General features: G+C 26.6%; 20 protein-coding genes. 9 read left to right on the top strand and 11 right to left on the bottom strand.

All coding sequences use genetic code 11. From position 1 onward, the window contains the following. Positions 1 to 6: 6 nt before the first annotated feature. From ACYQ44_RS01975 to ACYQ44_RS01935, 9 genes are read right to left on the bottom strand one after another with little or no spacing between them, the layout of a single operon-like run. Entirely contained in the window at positions 7 to 1,434 is a 1,428-nt protein-coding gene (locus ACYQ44_RS01975; RefSeq protein WP_459994822.1) for a complex I subunit 5 family protein, read from the bottom strand. Next, positions 1,434 to 1,769, bottom strand: coding sequence for a cation:proton antiporter subunit C (locus ACYQ44_RS01970; RefSeq protein WP_459994821.1), 336 nt, complete (start codon positions 1,767 to 1,769; stop codon positions 1,434 to 1,436). The genes ACYQ44_RS01975 and ACYQ44_RS01970 overlap by 1 nt, the downstream gene beginning before the upstream one ends. Continuing rightward, a complete protein-coding gene (gene mbhE / locus ACYQ44_RS01965; RefSeq protein ID WP_459994820.1) occupies positions 1,769 to 2,452 on the bottom strand; it encodes a hydrogen gas-evolving membrane-bound hydrogenase subunit E in 684 nt (227 codons plus the stop codon). Before mbhE ends, ACYQ44_RS01970 begins: the two co-directional genes overlap by 1 nt. Beyond that, a complete protein-coding gene (locus ACYQ44_RS01960) occupies positions 2,449 to 3,204 on the bottom strand; it encodes a transporter substrate-binding domain-containing protein (RefSeq protein ID WP_459994818.1) in 756 nt (251 codons plus the stop codon). The genes mbhE and ACYQ44_RS01960 overlap by 4 nt, the downstream gene beginning before the upstream one ends. Next, the gene (locus ACYQ44_RS01955) at positions 3,197 to 3,478 is read right to left on the bottom strand and encodes a monovalent cation/H(+) antiporter subunit G (RefSeq protein WP_459994817.1); all 282 of its coding nucleotides are present in this window, start codon (positions 3,476 to 3,478) and stop codon (positions 3,197 to 3,199) included. Before ACYQ44_RS01955 ends, ACYQ44_RS01960 begins: the two co-directional genes overlap by 8 nt. Next, complete coding sequence (locus ACYQ44_RS01950) at positions 3,478 to 3,684, bottom strand: monovalent cation/H+ antiporter complex subunit F (protein ID WP_459994816.1); 207 nt, start codon at positions 3,682 to 3,684, stop codon at positions 3,478 to 3,480. The genes ACYQ44_RS01955 and ACYQ44_RS01950 overlap by 1 nt, the downstream gene beginning before the upstream one ends. A gap of 44 nt (positions 3,685 to 3,728) precedes the next feature. Continuing rightward, on the bottom strand, positions 3,729 to 4,151 hold the full coding sequence (locus tag ACYQ44_RS01945; protein ID WP_459994814.1) for a Na+/H+ antiporter subunit E: 423 nt from the start codon (positions 4,149 to 4,151) through the stop codon (positions 3,729 to 3,731). Continuing rightward, a complete protein-coding gene (locus ACYQ44_RS01940; RefSeq protein ID WP_459994812.1) occupies positions 4,148 to 5,119 on the bottom strand; it encodes a DHH family phosphoesterase in 972 nt (323 codons plus the stop codon). Before ACYQ44_RS01940 ends, ACYQ44_RS01945 begins: the two co-directional genes overlap by 4 nt. A 9-nt stretch (positions 5,120 to 5,128) precedes the next feature. Continuing rightward, entirely contained in the window at positions 5,129 to 5,941 is an 813-nt protein-coding gene (locus tag ACYQ44_RS01935) for a purine-nucleoside phosphorylase (RefSeq protein ID WP_459994810.1), read from the bottom strand. A 126-nt stretch (positions 5,942 to 6,067) separates the two neighbouring features. Between ACYQ44_RS01935 and ACYQ44_RS01930 the strand changes: the two genes are divergently transcribed. Then, positions 6,068 to 6,691, top strand: coding sequence for a cyclodeaminase/cyclohydrolase family protein (locus tag ACYQ44_RS01930; protein WP_459994809.1), 624 nt, complete (start codon positions 6,068 to 6,070; stop codon positions 6,689 to 6,691). Then, positions 6,684 to 7,808 carry a tRNA guanosine(34) transglycosylase Tgt gene (gene tgt / locus ACYQ44_RS01925; RefSeq protein WP_459994808.1) on the top strand — a complete coding sequence of 375 codons (1,125 nt, stop codon included), beginning with the start codon at positions 6,684 to 6,686 and terminating at the stop codon, positions 7,806 to 7,808. The genes ACYQ44_RS01930 and tgt overlap by 8 nt, the downstream gene beginning before the upstream one ends. Positions 7,809 to 7,837: 29 nt before the next feature. Here the strand turns inward: tgt and ACYQ44_RS01920 are convergent, their stop codons facing one another. After that, positions 7,838 to 8,491, bottom strand: a complete 654-nt coding sequence (locus tag ACYQ44_RS01920) for a hypothetical protein (RefSeq protein WP_459994807.1) — start codon at positions 8,489 to 8,491, stop codon at positions 7,838 to 7,840. Between the two features lie 85 nt (positions 8,492 to 8,576). Further along, a complete protein-coding gene (locus tag ACYQ44_RS01915; RefSeq protein WP_459994805.1) occupies positions 8,577 to 9,716 on the bottom strand; it encodes an MFS transporter in 1,140 nt (379 codons plus the stop codon). Between the two features lie 150 nt (positions 9,717 to 9,866). Between ACYQ44_RS01915 and ACYQ44_RS01910 the strand changes: the two genes are divergently transcribed. The 7 genes from ACYQ44_RS01910 (at position 9,867) to ACYQ44_RS01880 (ending at position 17,929) form a co-directional block, all read left to right on the top strand. Next, positions 9,867 to 10,532 carry a hypothetical protein gene (locus tag ACYQ44_RS01910; protein WP_459994804.1) on the top strand — a complete coding sequence of 222 codons (666 nt, stop codon included), beginning with the start codon at positions 9,867 to 9,869 and terminating at the stop codon, positions 10,530 to 10,532. Positions 10,533 to 10,712: 180 nt separating this feature from the next. Continuing rightward, positions 10,713 to 11,681 carry a LacI family DNA-binding transcriptional regulator gene (locus tag ACYQ44_RS01905; protein WP_459994803.1) on the top strand — a complete coding sequence of 323 codons (969 nt, stop codon included), beginning with the start codon at positions 10,713 to 10,715 and terminating at the stop codon, positions 11,679 to 11,681. 53 nt (positions 11,682 to 11,734) lie between these two features. Continuing rightward, positions 11,735 to 12,949 carry an ABC transporter substrate-binding protein gene (locus ACYQ44_RS01900; protein WP_459994801.1) on the top strand — a complete coding sequence of 405 codons (1,215 nt, stop codon included), beginning with the start codon at positions 11,735 to 11,737 and terminating at the stop codon, positions 12,947 to 12,949. Positions 12,950 to 12,994: 45 nt separating this feature from the next. Then, a complete protein-coding gene (locus ACYQ44_RS01895) occupies positions 12,995 to 14,152 on the top strand; it encodes a carbohydrate ABC transporter permease (RefSeq protein WP_459994800.1) in 1,158 nt (385 codons plus the stop codon). A 9-nt stretch (positions 14,153 to 14,161) separates the two neighbouring features. Beyond that, a complete protein-coding gene (locus tag ACYQ44_RS01890; protein WP_459994798.1) occupies positions 14,162 to 15,049 on the top strand; it encodes a carbohydrate ABC transporter permease in 888 nt (295 codons plus the stop codon). Positions 15,050 to 15,068: 19 nt separating this feature from the next. After that, positions 15,069 to 15,728 (top strand): HAD family hydrolase, encoded by a 660-nt coding sequence (locus tag ACYQ44_RS01885; RefSeq protein ID WP_459994796.1) that lies wholly within the window; start codon positions 15,069 to 15,071, stop codon positions 15,726 to 15,728. Then, positions 15,725 to 17,929, top strand: coding sequence for a glycoside hydrolase family 65 protein (locus ACYQ44_RS01880; protein WP_459994795.1), 2,205 nt, complete (start codon positions 15,725 to 15,727; stop codon positions 17,927 to 17,929). The genes ACYQ44_RS01885 and ACYQ44_RS01880 overlap by 4 nt, the downstream gene beginning before the upstream one ends. Positions 17,930 to 17,980: the final 51 nt, after the last annotated feature.

Genomic DNA, 17,980 nt, shown 5'->3' with positions numbered 1-17,980 from the left:
CATTTATTATAGAAATTTTATTATATAATAACCTAAAATAATAGAAAAAATTTGGATAAGCAAGGAATTTTCTAGATAATTAAGTTTTATTTTGAAATTATCTATTTTGAATTTAGAAATTAATATAGCTGTAATTACAGTTAAAATTGAAATACCAATATCAGTTATAGTAAAATGTTTAGGTAAAAAATTTAATAACGGTAATACAGGTATTATAAGAAATGTGTAATATAATTTTTTAGAAATTTTTAGTGCTGAAATTAATTTTATGGAATAAAAAGCTGTTGTAAAAGAAGAAATATACAATAAAATTTTTAGTTCATTATGAATACCTATATTTTCTTTTATAAAAAAAGTATGAGTAGGAAAAATTCCAGATAATCCTAAAATACTAAATATAGCTAATATTTTATTTATATCAAAATTTTTTACTTTTTTTAGTAAAGATAAATCCCTATAATGGGTCTTCTCATATATTCGACCAACATTGTAAAAAGCTAAAGATTTATAAAGCATATGTAATATAAAAAATATAATAAACATCTCTTTTTTTTCAGCTATAATAATCATTGCTAAACCCATTTGAGAAATAGTAGAATAAGCAAGAATTCTTTTTGAATCATTTTCTAAAAAGGCTAAAAATCCACCTAAAATCAATGATATAAATCCATAAATTAATAATATTTCTTTCGATTCATTATAAAAACCATCATATAAAGAAAAAGAATATAATACATATGTCCCAATTGGAGCAATATATCCTGATAATACTGCAGAAATTTCTGATGAAGCTTCTGAGTGAGCTGTTGGAAGCCATGCGGCTAAAAACAGCATACCACTTTTTACTAACAATCCTGTTACAATAAATGAAACAGCAAGCGGATTTGGTTTATTAGAAAAAGCAACATGAAGGTTTAAACTACCACTTTGGGCATAAATTAATCCAACGCCTAATAAATAAAAATTTAAGCCAATATAACTTAATATCATATATTTTAAACTAGCCCATATTCTTCTTCCATTTCTTCCTAATCCAATAAGCAAAAACGAAGATATTGATATTAATTCTAAATGAACATACGTATTAAAAAAATCTTCAGAAGTTAAAATTCCTATTAAAGTCCCATTTATTATTAACCACAAAGCAGTAAAAATATGATTATGTCTTCTAGCTGATCTCCAATAGATAATCAACATCATGATGTTAAAAAAGAAAGCTAAAACATACATTTCTTTAGGAAAATATATTTCTATTCCTGTTAGTCGATTCCAACCACCTGGAAATATTCTCTCTTCTTTACCAAAAAAGGTTAAATACGTGTTCAAAATCATTAAAACTGAATAAGCAGTAAAACCTATTTTTCTATGAAAAGTTTTGAAAATATAAGATAAAATTCCAAGCGATATAGGAATTAATATTAACAATATAGCCATTATTTTTCTAACTCCTCTTCAATTGCATCTATATTGTGTGTTTTAAATTTTTCTGCTAATATCATTATATATACTAATGAAAGTGATATTGTGGCAAAACCTATAACGATAACAGTTAATAAAAAAGAATGAATTAATGGATCAGCAGTTTCTTTTACAATGTTAGATGTAATAATTGGAATATTTTTATCATAAGCTAAAATAACAAAAAATGAAAGAATACCTGATTGAAATATACTTAAAAAGAATAATTTCATTATTAAATCTTTTTTTAAAATGAGGCCCAAGAATCCTAGAATTATAATTATATAGGAATAAATAAAATATAATTTCATTAAAGCAACCCCCTATGTTTTATAAACTGATAGAGAATAGTCCAAGAACCACCAAAAACTTCGAAAGCTATAAAAGAATTTAACATTATAGCACTTCCTCCACTAAAAATGCTTCCGGGATGAAATTTTGGGAAAAAATTGATGAAATATTCACCAAAAAACATCTTACCTATAATAGCATAAACAATAATAAACAAAGGAATTAAAACCTTTATTTCTTCTATTTTTGATTTCTCAAATATTTCTTCGATATCTTCATATTTTTTTATCAAAGCTAGTGAAAGCACTCCGGTTCCGAGTATAATGCCAGAATTAAAACCACCTCCTGGGTATAAATGACCTGTAAGAGTGTTATAAAATCCTAATAATAAAGTAATTGGAAACATAACAGGAGCAAAAATTCTTAAAACTACAGATGGTTCCGAAAATTCTGATTTATTTGGTTTAAAAAATTTCATGAAATAAGAGATACCAATTATTGTTACTGTAAATACTAATATCTCAAAAAAAGTGTCATAAAATCTGTAATCTAAAACAATCGCAGAAACAATATTTAAAGATCCATTTTCATTTAAAATATTAACACCATAATGTTGATTTCTAGTTATTTTTGTTGGAGTTTCAATATATAATAGAAAAAAAAGCAATAATAAAGTTATTAAAGAAAAAATCTTTTTTTTCATCCTATATTCCTCCGAATCATTGCGTTATATTCTTGAGTGTTTAAAAAAGATTTTAAAAATCTATTAAATTCATCTTTTAAAAATTTGTTATTTTTAGAAAAAATAATTATATATCCAGCGTTAGAAAACTCTTCTGTTTTTAAATAAGGATTTTTTCTCAAATATTCTTTTAAGTGTAAATAATCAATAAGTTTTTGATTGCTTTTTTTATTTAAAATAATGGAATCATATTCTTTAGAAATTACCCCTTCATATTTAAATAACTTTGTTGGTAAATATTCTTTAGAGTGTAAATAATTACAATTTTTGTTATTTTCAATTATTATTCCACCAGCGATTATATCAAATTCACTATTATTGATATACTCTAATATATTATCTTTTTTTATAGGTATATATTCTATTTCAAAGAATGAATTTTCCGAGAAATAATCTAATAAGTCTTTTTCAAAACCTAATAAATTGCCATTATGATTTTCAAAAAGATAGGGCGTTTCAATATATCCAACTTTTATTTTTGATCTTGTTTTTATTGCAATGATATAAACAAATATAATAAAAGCAGATCCTATTGTCATTTGTACAGCAGCAACATCTGGAGCATTAAAAATAAAAAAAATTCCAGATAAGATTGTTCCAAAAGCAGCATATATAAGTATGGCATTGATATATTTTTTTACAAAAAGCATAATAAAAGCCAATATTATTAAAGAAATAAAAAAAATATTTTCTATTAATGATAGTTCAATCATTATCTCTCACCTTTATTTTATTATGTGCAGCACTATGAGCAATAGCATGAGATAAAACAGGACCTATCAGTAAAATTAATAATCCGATAATTATAAATCTAAAGATTATTTCCTGATTTTTTAGAGCTAACCCTATTAGCACTGTGAAAGTGCCAACAGTGTCAGAGATACCTCCAAATTGAATTCTAGTATATAAATCTTTTTGATTTATCATTCCAATGCTTCCAAGGAATATTAATATTCCACCTATGATAATTAACATATTACTAAACATTATTTTCTACCTCTTTCTAAAAAACGAGAAATGATAACTACTCCCCATAAGTTTAAAACTAAAAATATAATAATAATATCAATCATCACAATAAAATTATTTATAACTGCATATACTAAAGAAATAATTGATATTTTTGATGACATAGAAGAAAATGCCAAAACTCGATCCCAGGCTGTTGGACCGATGATTAATTTAACTATCATTAATATTAAAGTCAAGAGGATTAATATATTTAATATTGTATAAATCAGAACAATTCACCTCTCCAAACATTCTTAGATGAATGAGCATTATCAGGTGTTTTATCGAATTTGTGAATTATGAGGTTATTATTTTCTTCTAACACGAACATTGTGCCTGGAGTGAGGGTAATGCAATTTGCTATAGCAGCTTTTTCTGCGTCAGTTTTATTCTTAACATTTATAGGTACTAAACCACAATAACTTTTTTTAAATAAAAAAAGTAACGATTTGAAAGTCATTTTATACATATCAATAATTTTTCCTATTGCAGATATAAAAAGTTCGACAAAACCATAAATCTCAGACTTTAAGAATATTTCTGAAATTTTTACTATGAGTATAGTTATTATAATTCCTAAAAATATAGATAAATCATTCAATGAACCAATAAAACCAATCCATAAAAACATTATAAATAAATATATCATTTATAACTCTCCATTAAATTTTTAATAGTTTCAACAACATTATTTTCTAATTTTTTTAAGTCAGTTGTTTTAAAACTAAACCCTGCAGCTCTTGGATGTCCTCCTCCACCAAAGTGAACTGCAACTTTTGACACATCAAACCAATCTTTTGATCTCATGCTAACATGATAAACATTTGGTTCAGCTTCAGAAAAAACAATTGCAACTTCTACACCTTTTATAGATCTTAAATCTCCAACAAAAGAAGGAGAATCTTTAGGTAAAATATTATATTTTTTTAGCATTTCCAAAGTTATGTGAGAATATGCAATATTTTTTTCCAATATCATTTCATCAAGAAAATCTTTATATAATAACAAATGTTCATAAGGTTTATTTTCAAGTATCAAATTGCTAATAAATCCAATATCTCCATCTTTGTCTACAAGCCACGCAACATCTTTAAATACAGTAGCATCTGTATTAGAATATTTGAAAAATCCTGTGTCCGTTGCAATTCCTAATAAGTTTGCAGTAGCCAAATCTTTGTCGTATTTTACTTCAAGCATCTTATTTATTCTCAAAACCATTTGTGCAGTAGCCCCGAATTTATCAACCCAATTTATATTTCCAAAATATGTATTTGTAGCGTGATGATCTATTACGATACTACGAGCAAATTTAAAGTGATCATAAATTCTACCAATTCTGTCTGGAGAAGATGCATCAACAGAAATTATTAATTCAGCTGGAAATTTCTTTACACAATCATAAGATTTTATTTTTTCCTTTACATTTGGAAATTCTTCTAAGTAACCAGGTATTTCCCAATCTATAACGCCTCTAACATTTTTACCTATTTTTTCTAGACCCATTGTTAAAGATAAAACAGAGCTTATATCATCGCCATCAGGCATTATATGTCCAACAACTAAAATATTTTTAGCTTTATTAATTTCACCAACTATAGATTCCATAATTCTAATCATTTTATCACCTCAATAAGTTTTTATAGCTATTTTTACAACTTTAGCAAATTTGTGTTTTATTCTTTCAGCAACTTCCATAACCTCTTTATGATTAAGTGGTTGAGGCAGTATACCTGCAGCCATATTAGTTACAGCTGAAAAAGAAACAACTTTAATTCCGCAATGATTTGCAGCTATAATTTCTGGCATAGTTGACATTCCTACTAAATCTCCTTCAAATTTCTCTAACATTTTTATTTCAGCTGGTGATTCGTATGATGGTCCCATCATCCAGCAGTAAGTTCCTTTTTCAATTTTTACTTTTTTTTCATAAGACTTTTCTTCAATTCTTTTCAACCATTTTTTATCAATTGGAGAAGCCATTGAAGGAAACCTTGGCCCAAATTCCTCAAGATTAGGACCAATTAATGGGTTTTTAATAGCAAAATTTATAAAATCTATATTTGCTACAATATCACCAGGTTTTAGAGTTCTATTAACACCACCAGCAGCATTTGTTAATATTAAACCTTCAACTCCAAGTTCTTTAAAAACATAAATAGGAAAAATAATATTTTTTAAATCATGACCTTCATAAGCATGAAATCTTCCTTTTAAAGCAACTACCGGTTTTCCTTCAAGTATACCTATAACCATTTTCCCCTCATGACCTGTAACTGTTGATTGAGGGAAATGTGGGATATTCTTATAATCAATAATAATAGGATCTTGTATTTCGTCAGCTATATATCCAAGGCCAGATCCTAAAATTAGTCCTAATAAAGGTTTTATATCAGTTTTAGAACTAATAAAATTAGCTGCTTCAGTTATTTTTCTATACATTTTTATTCCTCCCTTTATCCAAATCTCTTTATTTAAATTTTATCACAAAATCATCCCGATTTTACTTTTTTAAAGAAATTTCTGTTATAATTAATATATAAAAAAGATTTCAAGGAGGTGAAACCCATGATAAAAGAAAAGAAAATAATAGATTTTTCTAATGAATTAGATTCAAAAACTCCAACTCCTGGTGGTGGGGCATTAGCGGCTATTTGTGGTGCATTATCCTCTTCCTTAGGAGGTATGGTTTCTAAATATTCAATTAATAAAAAAGGATTAGAAGATTATGAAACAATTTTAGAAGAAGCATTAGAAAGTTTTATTATATGTAAAGAACGATTATTAGAATTGGCTGATGAAGATGTTAAAGCTTACCAAAAATTCAAAGAAGCTTTAAAATTAAAGGATGAGGAGTTAATAGAAGAATCCACAAAAAACAGTATTGAGACAGCATATAAAATTGCAAAATGTGGATATGAAATTTTAAACAATTCTTATGTTATAGCAAAATATGGAAATCAAAATTTATTATCTGATTCGATTATTACTGGATATTATGCATGGGCAACAATGCAGTCGGGCTTAACCCTTGTAAAAGATAATTTGCAATATTTAAAAGAGGGTAAGTATAAAGAATCATTAATTGAAGATATTAAAGAATTCATTGTAGAAACTGATAATCTAATTTTAAAAATAAGAAATCTAAGTGAAGAAAAAAAATATGATTACAGGAGGATATTTGATGTTTGATAACAAACCACTAAGATATGAATTATTACACAAAGATAAAAAATCAAATGCTAGAAGAGGAAGAATATATACACCTAATGGAATAATTGAAACACCAGTTTTTATGCCAGTTGGAACTAATGGAACTGTTAAAACATTGAAAAATTCTGATTTGAAAGATATTGAGGCTGAAATTATTCTTGGAAACGCTTTTCATTTGTTTTTAAGACCGGGACTAGAAGTTTTAAAAAATGTTGGAGGACTTCATAATTTTATGAATTGGGATAGACCGATATTAACAGATAGTGGTGGATTTCAAGTGTTTTCTTTAAGAGATAGAAAAATTACGGATGAAGGGGTTTTGTTTAGATCTCCTCTTGACGGCTCAAAAATAATGATGACCCCAGAGAAATCGATGGAAATTCAAATGATAATAGGTTCAAATATAGCAATGGCTTTTGATGAATGTGTTGAAGCAGGGGCGGAAAAAAAGTATGTTGAAGAATCTGTTGAAAGAACATATGAATGGGCTAAACGTTCTTTTGATTCTCATATAAAAAAGGATCAAGCATTATTTGGAATTGTTCAAGGTGGTTTCTTTGAGGATTTAAGAGACAAAAGTTTGAAGCAAATAACTTCGATTGATTTCGATGGATATGCTTTAGGTGGATTATCTGTTGGGGAGCACTATAATGAAACAGAAAGAATATTAAAACATTCTGGACCCAAATTACCTGAAAATAAACCGAGATATATAATGGGAATTGGAACACCACTTATTATTTTAATGTCAGTAGAAAATGGCATGGATATGTTTGATTGTGTTCTTCCCACAAGAATGGGAAGACATGGAACTGCAATGACGTGGGACGGGAAAGTAAACCTTAAAGCAGGAAAATGGAAATATTCGACAGAGCCTATTGATAATAAATGTGATTGTTATGCATGTCAAAATCATACTAGAGGATATATACATCATTTAATTAGAAAAGATGAAATATTAGGGAAAGTTTTGTTAAGTATACATAATTTGAGGTTTTTGATTAATTTTGTGAAAGAAGTTAGAAAATCAATTGAAGAAGATAGATTTATGCAGTTTAAGGATGAATTTCTTTCAAACCCTAATAACATATATTAAGAAAAGCCCGTTTTAAGGGCTTTTCTTAGTTAATATACAATTTTTTCCCAAAAAGATTCATCTGAAAAATTGATGTACCATATAATCCCTTTAGAGAATTTTAAATTTTTAACATTAAAAACTTCAATATATAAATCATAAAAATCGAAAGGTCGAATTTCTACATTATTCTCAATGTGTTTTAGCAGTGATCTTCTATTTATTCTTATGGGATTACCTAATATATCAAGTCCCCAATACCTAATCTCAAAATTAACAATAGTTTTACTTGAAACATTTCTTAAAATAAAATGTATTATTTTTTTATCATCAGTATTTTCTACTTTTGACCCGATTATTCTTAGAGGTTCTTCATCATCATCGTATATGATTAAAGTTGCTTCATCACTTTCACCTAAATATTCTCTATCAATATTTTTAGCAGTAACTTTTAAATGGTATATATAACCTTTTTTTTCTCCAGAAATTAAAACACTTTGATATTCTGTAATGAATGTCATTTCATGAGGTAATTCTTCATTTGTAAAATCTAAATAATATAAAACGCTTCCTTCATGGGATATTTCAGAATTCCAGTATATTTTATGTTCAGTGTAATAGGTATTAAAAGATTTAAATTCTATATTTTTTGAAAACACATACATTGACAGCAATAAGAAAACTAAAAATATAATTTTTTTCATATTATCACCTCCATTTTAATTATACTCTGAATTTATTTTTTTTTCAAATAAAAAAAGCTTCCATTATCGGAAGCCTAGAAATAGTTTAACCTTTTTTTAATCCTAAAAAAGTAATAATGCTATTAATTAATAATACAATGAAAGATATAACAAAAACGGTAGTATAGGAATATTTAAAAGCAATAAACCCAGCTAAACCAGGAGTGAAAATCTTTGAGAATAGATTTACACCATTGAATATTCCTTCATATCTCCCAAAATTGACAGGTGCATATTCTTGTTTTAAAGGTTCTTTTGAAGAAAACCATAACACAAAACCACTTGCTAAAATTATATGAGATAAGTAAAAAGAGAACCAACCTTTAAATAAAAGTGAAAAATAAAAAAATGCCATAACAAATGTTCCCAATATTAATCTATTTTCATTATTTAGTTTAATATATTTTCTCCACAGTATAGAGCTTAAAACAGTCGATGAAAATACAATTTCATAAATAATCATGATTTTCGAATCACCATTTAATACCTCTTTTACATAGTATGAAATTATTAAATAGCTTCCAAAACCAAAGTTAGCAAAAAATATTATTTGGTTTATTAATACAGTAATGTATTTTCTTATATTAGGTTTGTGTATATTTATATGGTCTTTATGTAAATCACTTCCACTCTTCACAAACGGAAGGATTTTTAGTATAAAAAATGTATATATCATATTAAAAAGAAATACTGAAAGAAAAACATTTCTATAAAAAACCAAAGAAGTGTTATTATAGTCTATAAAAAACAATAAAGGTAAATATAAAAAAACTTTTATTCCTTCAGAAATTATTAATAAATATTTATAAAAATTTTCACGTTTTTTTGGAGGAACAATAGCTCTCTCATACATACTTATTAAAGGAGAAAAAACATCAAAACTTCCTATTAATATCTGTGCAATTAAATATATCACTGAATTAAAAGCAAATGCTAAAATTAAATTTCCAATAGCAAAAAGAAATCTTCCTAGAGCTAATCCATAGTTTGGAGATCTCTTTTCAAAAAAATGACCTAGCAAAAAGGTTAAAATAGCTTGTATTCCGTAAACAGTTGAAAAAACCATTCCAGCATCATATACAGTTAATCCTAATTTGTTAGCAAACATAGGAGAAATTAAAATAGTTATAAAAGAATAGGCCATTATAGCATTAATTATAAAATATAATTTTAAAGCTCGATTCATTTTATCACCTCATTATTTAGTTTTCCGAATTATTATATCGAAAAAATCATAAAAAATCAATATCCTAATTGTATTATGTATATTTTTATGATATAATTTTATATATAAATAATTAACCAAATTTATGCAAATTATAAAGGAGGGGATTTTATGGATAATAACATTGTATTATGGACAGGTGTAGGATTAGGCATTATAGCGTTGTTATTAGGTGGATTGTTTTTATATAATTCTTTAACATATCCTTTTAAACCACTTGATATTGATGGTGTGAAGATTGCTGAAATTCCTAAAGAAGCAGTTATAGAGTTTAAAAAGTCAGGCAAAGGACCAGAATTAAAAGAACTTAAAAAAGAAGGATTTCTTTTATATTTTGATGGAATAGCTGAAGGTGCTCCTGGAATGGGATCTGTAATGTATACTCAAGCAGAGCAAGATGCAAGAGAACAATTATCAAGATATTTAAATTCAGTAGTTGCAAATTTTCAACAAAGAGCTCAAGGTGTTTTGCAAAGTGCGTCAACAGGGACAGATAATGACAAAGTTGTCTCAGTAGCTAATAATGTATTTAAAAATGTTAGTTCGAATTTTGCTAAAACAATTCAAACAGGTGCAGAAGTTGTTGCGAAGTATTATGTTATGAAAGCTGGAAGAATAGAATATCATTCCGTATTAATATATAATCCAAAAACAGCATTTTCATTATTGCAACAACAATCATATTTGATAGAGCAATTAGGAAAGCAAGGTAAAGAATTTTATGAAAATTTAAATAAAGTGTTGGATGAAGCATTTAAAAATACTCCTATAAAATAAAAAATAAACACCCTTATTAAAAGGGTGTTTATTTTAGCATTTTTTTAAAAAAAGTTCATAATAGATAATAACAAATTCTAATAATAAGTAAAGACTATTAACTCTAAAATATAAAGGTTTAATTTTTTTATTATTTTTGATATAATGATAATGTAATCGATTACAAAAGGAGTGTATAGTATGAAAATAAAGGATATAGCTAATTTAGCAGGAGTTTCAGTTGCCACAGTATCAAGGGTAATAAATAATTCTTCTAAAGTGAAGAAAGAAACAAGAGAAAAAATTTTAGAAATAATAGAAAAATATGGTTATGAACCAGATTATAGTGCTAAATCATTAAGACAACGTTCTTCAAATTTGTTTGGTATTTTAATGTTGAGAAATAATATTCCTGAATACAATTCGTATACAAATCCTTTTTTAAATGGTATATTAGAGTATTTTTTTCATCATGAATTAAAGTTAGTTGTAGATTCACATTCAGAAAAGCATTGCATTAATCAATATGAGAAACTTATAAAAAGTAATTTGGTAAGTGGCTTTTTTATTACAGATTTAGAAGACAATGATGAAAGAGTAGAATTCTTAAACTCAATAAATTTTCCTTTTGTAGTAATAGGACGGAATAATAGAAATAATTTTTATTTTGTTGATCCAGACAATGAATTAGGGGGTTATTTAGGAATTAAACATTTAAATGAAATTGGATGTAAAAATATTTTATATATTAGTGGTAATCTTGGTCCAGCAGTTACTTATCAGCGTTTAAATGGTGTACTTAATGCTAAAACTGATTTTAATGTTAATGTTGATATAGTCTATGGAGATTTCAGTAAAAAATCAGGATATGAAATTATAAAAAAAATTAATATAAAAAATTACGATGGAATATTTTGTGGTTCTGACTTAATGGCATATGGAGTATTTGATTATATGACAGAAAAAAGTTATTTTTTACCGCTTGTTGGATTTGACGATTTGTCTTCATCTAAAATATTAAAAATTACTTCTATTAATCAAAATATTTATCAGGTTGGTTATAATGCAGCGAAAATGATTCATGAAATATCATTAGGTAAGAAAGTAAAAAATATTATTATCCCAGTTGATATTTCAATTAGAGAAAGTACATTAAAGTTTAAAAAATAGTTTTTGTGTCGAAAAATGTAATCGATTTCATTACTTAAAAGGAGGGATTTTTTATGAAAAAGGTATTAGTTTTAGTATTGGTGTTGTTTGTAGTATCTACTTTATTTGCAGTAACAACTATAAAGATTTCGGGATGGCCAGGTAATCCAGATGAAGAGTCAGCAATTAAGGCAGGGGTTGAAGAATTTAATTCAACACATAGTAATGTTCAAGTGGTTTGGGAGCCAATTCCAGGTAACTATTTAGAAACATTAAAAACAAGATTATCTGCAGGAACAGCACCAGATATTTTTTATGTTGATGTATATTTTTTTCAAGAATTTGCTTCAAAAAATGTTTTATTACCATTAGATTTGTATATTAAAAAAGATAATTTTGATTTAAGTGGTTATTATTCAACTTTAGTTGATGCATTTAAATATAACAATAGGATATATGGTATAGCTAAAGACTTTTCAACTTTAGCATTGTATTATAATAAAGAAATTTTTGATAAATATGGTGTTTCATATCCCACAAGTAATGATACGTGGTTTGATTTGTTAGATAAAGCCTTACAGCTAAAAAGAAAAGGTTTTAAAACACCTATGGTTTTAGCAGCTGATTTTAATAGAGTTATACCATTTATTTTAGGTGCAAATGGAAGATTAGTAGATGAAAATTTAAATACTGCTTTAAATGAAGATGCATCAAAATTTGGTCTTAAATTTTATATTGATTTAGTTATAAAATACGGAGTAGCGGTTGAGCCTCAAACAGTTGGAGCAGGATGGATAGGTGAAGCTTTAGGTAAAGAAAAAGTTGCTATGGGAATGTCTGGGCCTTGGTCGTTAGGTTTCTTAAAAGGGTCTTATCCTGATGTATATAAGAAAATAGGTGTTGTAGAAATGCCGTCTTTAATAAAAAAATCTACAATGGTTTATACAGTTTCATGGTCTATAAATAAAGAATCAAAGCATAAAAAAGAAGCATGGGAAGTATTAAAATTTTTAGTAACAAGAGGTCAAGAAATTTTTGTCGAAAAAGCTGGTGTGCTTGCTTCAAGAAAAGATTTAGCAGCTAAAGATACAGATCCGATGAAAATTCCATTTTATAAAGGAGCAGAATATGCTCATCCATGGAGTGTTCCAACACCAACAGGTATTTTTTCTATTGCTAATGATCAAATTAATTCAAGATTAAAAGATTTATTCTATAATAAAATTACTTTAGATGAAGCATTAAATCAAATAAAAGAAAATTATTCTCAGTGGATTAGTGGTCAGTAATTTAGAGGGGGATTTTCCCCCTCTAAATGTAAAGGTGGTGATATTGTGAAATTAAAATGGAAAACCAAAGAGGCATTAGTTGGATATTTGTTTTCAGCACCAATTATTATATCAATAATTACTTTTACTATATATCCTATTTTTGCAGCTTTTTATTATAGTTTTACTGATTATAATCCTTTAAATGCCAGAAATTTAGAAGTGACTTTTAATCCTCAAGAAACTTTAGAATTTCATTTAGGGATTTTTAAAGATGATGTGAATTCTGTGGATGAAATAAAAGATTATTTTGATTTGATGACTTTTATAAAATCTGATGTAGGAATAAATCTTGATGATAATAAAGAAAAAACGATAAAACAGTATTTTGATACCAATAAATTATTAAACGACTTTCTTCATGGTGAATTAGATAAAGAAATGAAAATAGCTGACTTTATGTCTATTTATTTAAAAAAAGGAGGCTCATATTTTAAAAAATATATACCTAATTTTTTAGGAATAGAAAATTTTAAAAGAATGTTTAACGATCAGTATTTTAGAATATCATTATTTAATGCGTTTTTTTATGCTTTAATAGTGGTTCCAGTTCAAACTTTGTTGGCAATTGTATTAGCTGTAGCTGCAAATTCAAAGATAAAAGGGGTAAAGTTTTTTAAAGCAACATTTTTTATTCCTTCTATAACATCTTCTGCAGCAATTTCTATGATTTTTTGGATGATATATTCGCGTCCAGGAATTTTAAATAGATTTTTATCCATATTTGGATTTCAACCAATTGCATGGTTAGAAAATCCTAATACAGCACTACCGGCTATAATGGTAATGAATATTTGGACAACAGCAGGATATTTTATGATTACATTTTTAGCAGGATTACAAGATATTCCAACTTCTATATATGAAGCAGCCAGAATTGATGGAGCATCACCGTCAAAAGTTTTTTGGAAAATAACTATTCCTATGTTAAGACCTCAAATCTTATTTGTGATAATAATGGGAACTATTGGAAGTATGCAAGTTTTTGATCAAATTTATTTTCTTATAAAAAATATGCGAAATATAACTATTTCTTATTATATATATAAAAATGCTTTTGAATATGGAAATATGGGATATGCTTCAGCATTAGCATTGATATTATTTTTTATTATTTTGTTTATAACTTTTCTTCAAAGAAAATTTGTAAGAGAAAAATATTGAGGTGAAAATATGAACTTAAAAGTTGCAAAAACAATTTCATATATTATATTAATAATATATGCTTTAATATCATTATTTCCTTTTTTCTGGGCTTTTTTGGTTTCAGTGACACCATTAAATGGCATTGATCCAAATACAGGAGAAAAATTTGGGATAGACATAATGCAATGGCCACCAAAAATAAATTTTTTTAAAATCCCACCTAAAATATTTGGAGTAAATGCCACTTTTGAAAATTATAAAAAAATATTTGATGTTGTTCCACTATATGGAAGATGGATATTAAACACATTTTTTTATGCTGGTGCCTTAACAATAGGTCATTTGTTTTTGGATACTCTTGGGGGATATGCTTTTGCAAGATTAAAGTTTCCTTTAAAAGATTTTTGGTTTTCTTTATTTTTAGCGACAATGATGATTCCATTTCAAGTTTTAATGATACCCCAATATAATTTAATGGTAAAATTTGGACTTGTAAATACATATACAGGTTTAATATTGCCCAAATTAACAGGCGTATTTGGCTTATTTTTAATGAGACAATTTTTTTTAAATTTCCCTAAAGAATTAGAGGAAGCAGCAAGAATTGATGGTGCTGGTATTATCAAAACTTTTTTTACTATTGTTGCACCAAATGCAAAACCAGCTATGACAGCTTTAACGATTTACACATTTTTGGGAGCTTGGAATGATTTTATGTGGCCATTAATAATTACTTCAGATAAAACAATGTATACATTAACTATGGGACTTAATTTTTTCAAAACTTCATATTATACATTTTGGCAATATATGATGGCAGCATCAATTCTTATGACAATACCTATGATAATTATATTTTTATCTTTTCAGAATCAATTTGTAGAATCTGGAAAAGCTTCAGCAATAAAAGGCTAAAGTGTGAGGAGGAAATAATATGTTAAAAGTTGTAATCTTTGATATGGATGGTGTAATTACAGATACAGTGCCTTTACATTATAAAGCATGGGAAAAAATGTTTAAAAAATACGGTTATTATTTTGATTTTAAAGTTTATAAAGAAAAAGTGGATGGAAAGCCTAGAATAAAGGGAATATCTTCGGTGGCTACAGATGTAGATAAAGAAAAATTAAATAGAATGGCAGAAGAAAAGCAAAAATATTTTTTAGAATTTTTAGAAACATCATCACCTAAGCTGTTTGATGATGCTATGAATTTGATTGAAATATTAAGAAGAAATAATATTAAAATTGCAGTAGCATCATCAAGTAAAAATACTAAAAGGATATTAAAATCATTAAATATTTATGATTTATTTGATACTGTTGTAACAGGATACGATTTTAATAATGGAAAACCTGATCCGGAAATATTTTTAACTGTTGCTAAAAGATTGAACGTGAAACCACAGAATTGTATTGTTATTGAAGATGCTATTGAAGGTATAAATGCTGGGTTAAATGCTAATATGTTTACTATTGGAATAGCAAGGCATGGTAATGAAAAAGAATTATCTCATGCGACGTTAGTAATAAATTCATTATCGGATTTAAATTTTGAAAGGTTAAAAGATTTATTGCAGGAGGTAAAAAGATGAAATTATCAGAAAAAAAATGGTTAATTGAACAAAAAGAGTTTGAAGTTTCTCCTGTGAAAGAAACAATTTTTACTTTATCTAATGGATATTTAGGAGTTAGAGGAACTTATGAAGATTTATTTCAAAATGAAGTATCAGGGACATACCTTGCTGGTATTTTTAATAAATCTGAAGCGCAAGTTAAAGAATTAGTCAATTTGCCATATTTTTGGGGGTTACGTATTTATTTGAGATATGAGTATTTAAATCCATTTGAGTGCGAAATTTTAGATTTTAAAAGAATTTTAGACATGAAACAAGGTATTTTATATAAAAAAATGAAATTAAAAGATAAAAAAGGAAGAATTACTAATGTAGAAGGATATAGATTTTTGAGTTTAGATAGAAGAAATTTAGCCTTAATGACATATACTATAATTCCAGAGAATCATAATGATAGAATAACTATAGAATCATTTATTGATGGAAGAACGTATAATTCTAATCATCATCCTAAAGAGAGAGTAAAACATTATTTTTTAAGCAATATTAATATTTCAGAAGATTATATTTATTTAGAAGCATGTATTAGAGATAGTAAAAATAAAATAGGAATTTTGTCTTCTATGGAAGCTCCTTTTAATACAGTAAAAACACATAATTATATTGATTTCGTTTCTCAAACAATTGATATTGATCCAGAAATTGGTAGAGAATATATGGTAAAAATATATACGAGTATAACAGATTCTAGAAGATATGAAAATATTTTTGATAATAATATAAAGGAGATAAAAATAGCAAAAAAAGAAGGATTTAATAATCTTTTTGAAAAACATTGTAAAAAGTATTCAGATTTATGGAAAATTGCAGACATAAAAATTGTTGGAGATAATGAAGCTGATAAAGCTTTAAGATTTAATATTTTTTCTTTACTTTCAATTGCGAATCCTGATGATGAATTAGTTAGTATAGGTGCAAAAGGGCTACATGGTGAAGGATATAAAGGTCATGTTTTCTGGGATACAGAAATATTTATGTTACCTTTTTATATATATGAATATCCAGAAGCAGCAAAGGCTTTTTTGAAATATAGATATTATACGCTTGATAAAGCAAGAGAAAATGCCTTCTTAAATGGATATAAAGGAGCTCAATTCCCATGGGAATCTGCAGATGATGGTCAAGAAGAAACACCTAAATGGGGTGAGGATTATTATGGAAATAAAGTAAGAATCTGGACAGGAGATAAAGAATATCATATTACAGCAGATATAGCCTATGCTATTAGAGAATATTTAAGAGCAACAGAAGATTGGGAATTCTTTACAGATTATGGTGCGGAAATATTTTTTGAAACAGCAAGATTTTGGGTATCGAGAGCTGAATATAATAAGAAAAAAGATAGATATGAAATTAATGATGTTATAGGGCCGGACGAATTTCATGAACATATTAATAATAATTTTTACACTAATTATTTAGCAAAATGGAATATAGAAAAAGCTTTAGAATATTTGAAAATGTTAGAAAATAAATTTCCTGAAAAATACGAAAAAATTATAAAAAAAATTAATTTAGAAGAAAAAGAATTAAACGAATGGATAGATGTGTCAAAAAAAATATATATTCCTTGGAATAAGTCTACACATTTAATTGAACAATTTGAAGGATACTTTGAACTTGAGGATAAAAAAATTTCTAGCTATAATAATAAAAATATGCCTGAATGGCCAGAAGACATAGATTTATCAAAATTAAATCGATATCAATTAATTAAACAAGCAGATGTTTTAATGTTAATGCATTTAATACCTGAAGATTTTGATTTAAAAACTAAGAAAATCAATTTTGAATATTATGAAAAAAGAACAATGCATAAATCTTCTTTAAGTCCGAGTATGTATGCAATAATGGGTTTAGTTGTTGGAAATCATTCAAAAGCTTATGAATATTTTATGAGAACTGCACTAGTAGATCTTGAGGATAATCAAAATAATACAGCATTAGGATTACATGCAGCTAGTGCTGGTGGGACGTGGCAGGCAGCAGTCTATGGTTTTGGTGGATTATATATAGATAATGAAGAAAAAATTAATTTTAAACCTTGGATTCCAGAACATTGGGAAAGTATGGAATTTAATGTTTATTATAAAAATAAAATAATAAATATAAAAATTACTCAAAAATCTATTAAGATAAAAGAAAAACCTTCCCATTAAACATAAAAGAAGCATTAAGCAATCTCATATGAGGTTGCTTTTTTTTCTGAA

Source organism: Marinitoga arctica (assembly GCF_054657315.1).
The sequence above is the reverse complement of the archived record's forward strand: the minus strand, read 5'-3'. Positions and strand labels throughout refer to the sequence as shown.

Excerpts from the sequence above, each read along its gene's own strand:
- ACYQ44_RS01975 (WP_459994822.1), bottom strand. The coding sequence starts at position 1,434 with ATGGCTATATTGTTAATATTAATTCCTATATCGCTTGGAATTTTATCT.
- ACYQ44_RS01970 (WP_459994821.1), bottom strand. The coding sequence starts at position 1,769 with ATGAAATTATATTTTATTTATTCCTATATAATTATAATTCTAGGATTC.
- mbhE (WP_459994820.1), bottom strand. The coding sequence starts at position 2,452 with ATGAAAAAAAAGATTTTTTCTTTAATAACTTTATTATTGCTTTTTTTT.
- ACYQ44_RS01960 (WP_459994818.1), bottom strand. The coding sequence starts at position 3,204 with ATGATTGAACTATCATTAATAGAAAATATTTTTTTTATTTCTTTAATA.
- ACYQ44_RS01955 (WP_459994817.1), bottom strand. The coding sequence starts at position 3,478 with ATGTTTAGTAATATGTTAATTATCATAGGTGGAATATTAATATTCCTT.
- ACYQ44_RS01950 (WP_459994816.1), bottom strand. The coding sequence starts at position 3,684 with ATGATAGTTAAATTAATCATCGGTCCAACAGCCTGGGATCGAGTTTTG.
- ACYQ44_RS01945 (WP_459994814.1), bottom strand. The coding sequence starts at position 4,151 with ATGATATATTTATTTATAATGTTTTTATGGATTGGTTTTATTGGTTCA.
- ACYQ44_RS01940 (WP_459994812.1), bottom strand. The coding sequence starts at position 5,119 with ATGATTAGAATTATGGAATCTATAGTTGGTGAAATTAATAAAGCTAAA.
- ACYQ44_RS01935 (WP_459994810.1), bottom strand. The coding sequence starts at position 5,941 with ATGTATAGAAAAATAACTGAAGCAGCTAATTTTATTAGTTCTAAAACT.
- ACYQ44_RS01930 (WP_459994809.1), top strand. The coding sequence starts at position 6,068 with ATGATAAAAGAAAAGAAAATAATAGATTTTTCTAATGAATTAGATTCA.
- tgt (WP_459994808.1), top strand. The coding sequence starts at position 6,684 with ATGTTTGATAACAAACCACTAAGATATGAATTATTACACAAAGATAAA.
- ACYQ44_RS01920 (WP_459994807.1), bottom strand. The coding sequence starts at position 8,491 with ATGAAAAAAATTATATTTTTAGTTTTCTTATTGCTGTCAATGTATGTG.
- ACYQ44_RS01915 (WP_459994805.1), bottom strand. The coding sequence starts at position 9,716 with ATGAATCGAGCTTTAAAATTATATTTTATAATTAATGCTATAATGGCC.
- ACYQ44_RS01910 (WP_459994804.1), top strand. The coding sequence starts at position 9,867 with ATGGATAATAACATTGTATTATGGACAGGTGTAGGATTAGGCATTATA.
- ACYQ44_RS01905 (WP_459994803.1), top strand. The coding sequence starts at position 10,713 with ATGAAAATAAAGGATATAGCTAATTTAGCAGGAGTTTCAGTTGCCACA.
- ACYQ44_RS01900 (WP_459994801.1), top strand. The coding sequence starts at position 11,735 with ATGAAAAAGGTATTAGTTTTAGTATTGGTGTTGTTTGTAGTATCTACT.
- ACYQ44_RS01890 (WP_459994798.1), top strand. The coding sequence starts at position 14,162 with ATGAACTTAAAAGTTGCAAAAACAATTTCATATATTATATTAATAATA.
- ACYQ44_RS01885 (WP_459994796.1), top strand. The coding sequence starts at position 15,069 with ATGTTAAAAGTTGTAATCTTTGATATGGATGGTGTAATTACAGATACA.
- ACYQ44_RS01880 (WP_459994795.1), top strand. The coding sequence starts at position 15,725 with ATGAAATTATCAGAAAAAAAATGGTTAATTGAACAAAAAGAGTTTGAA.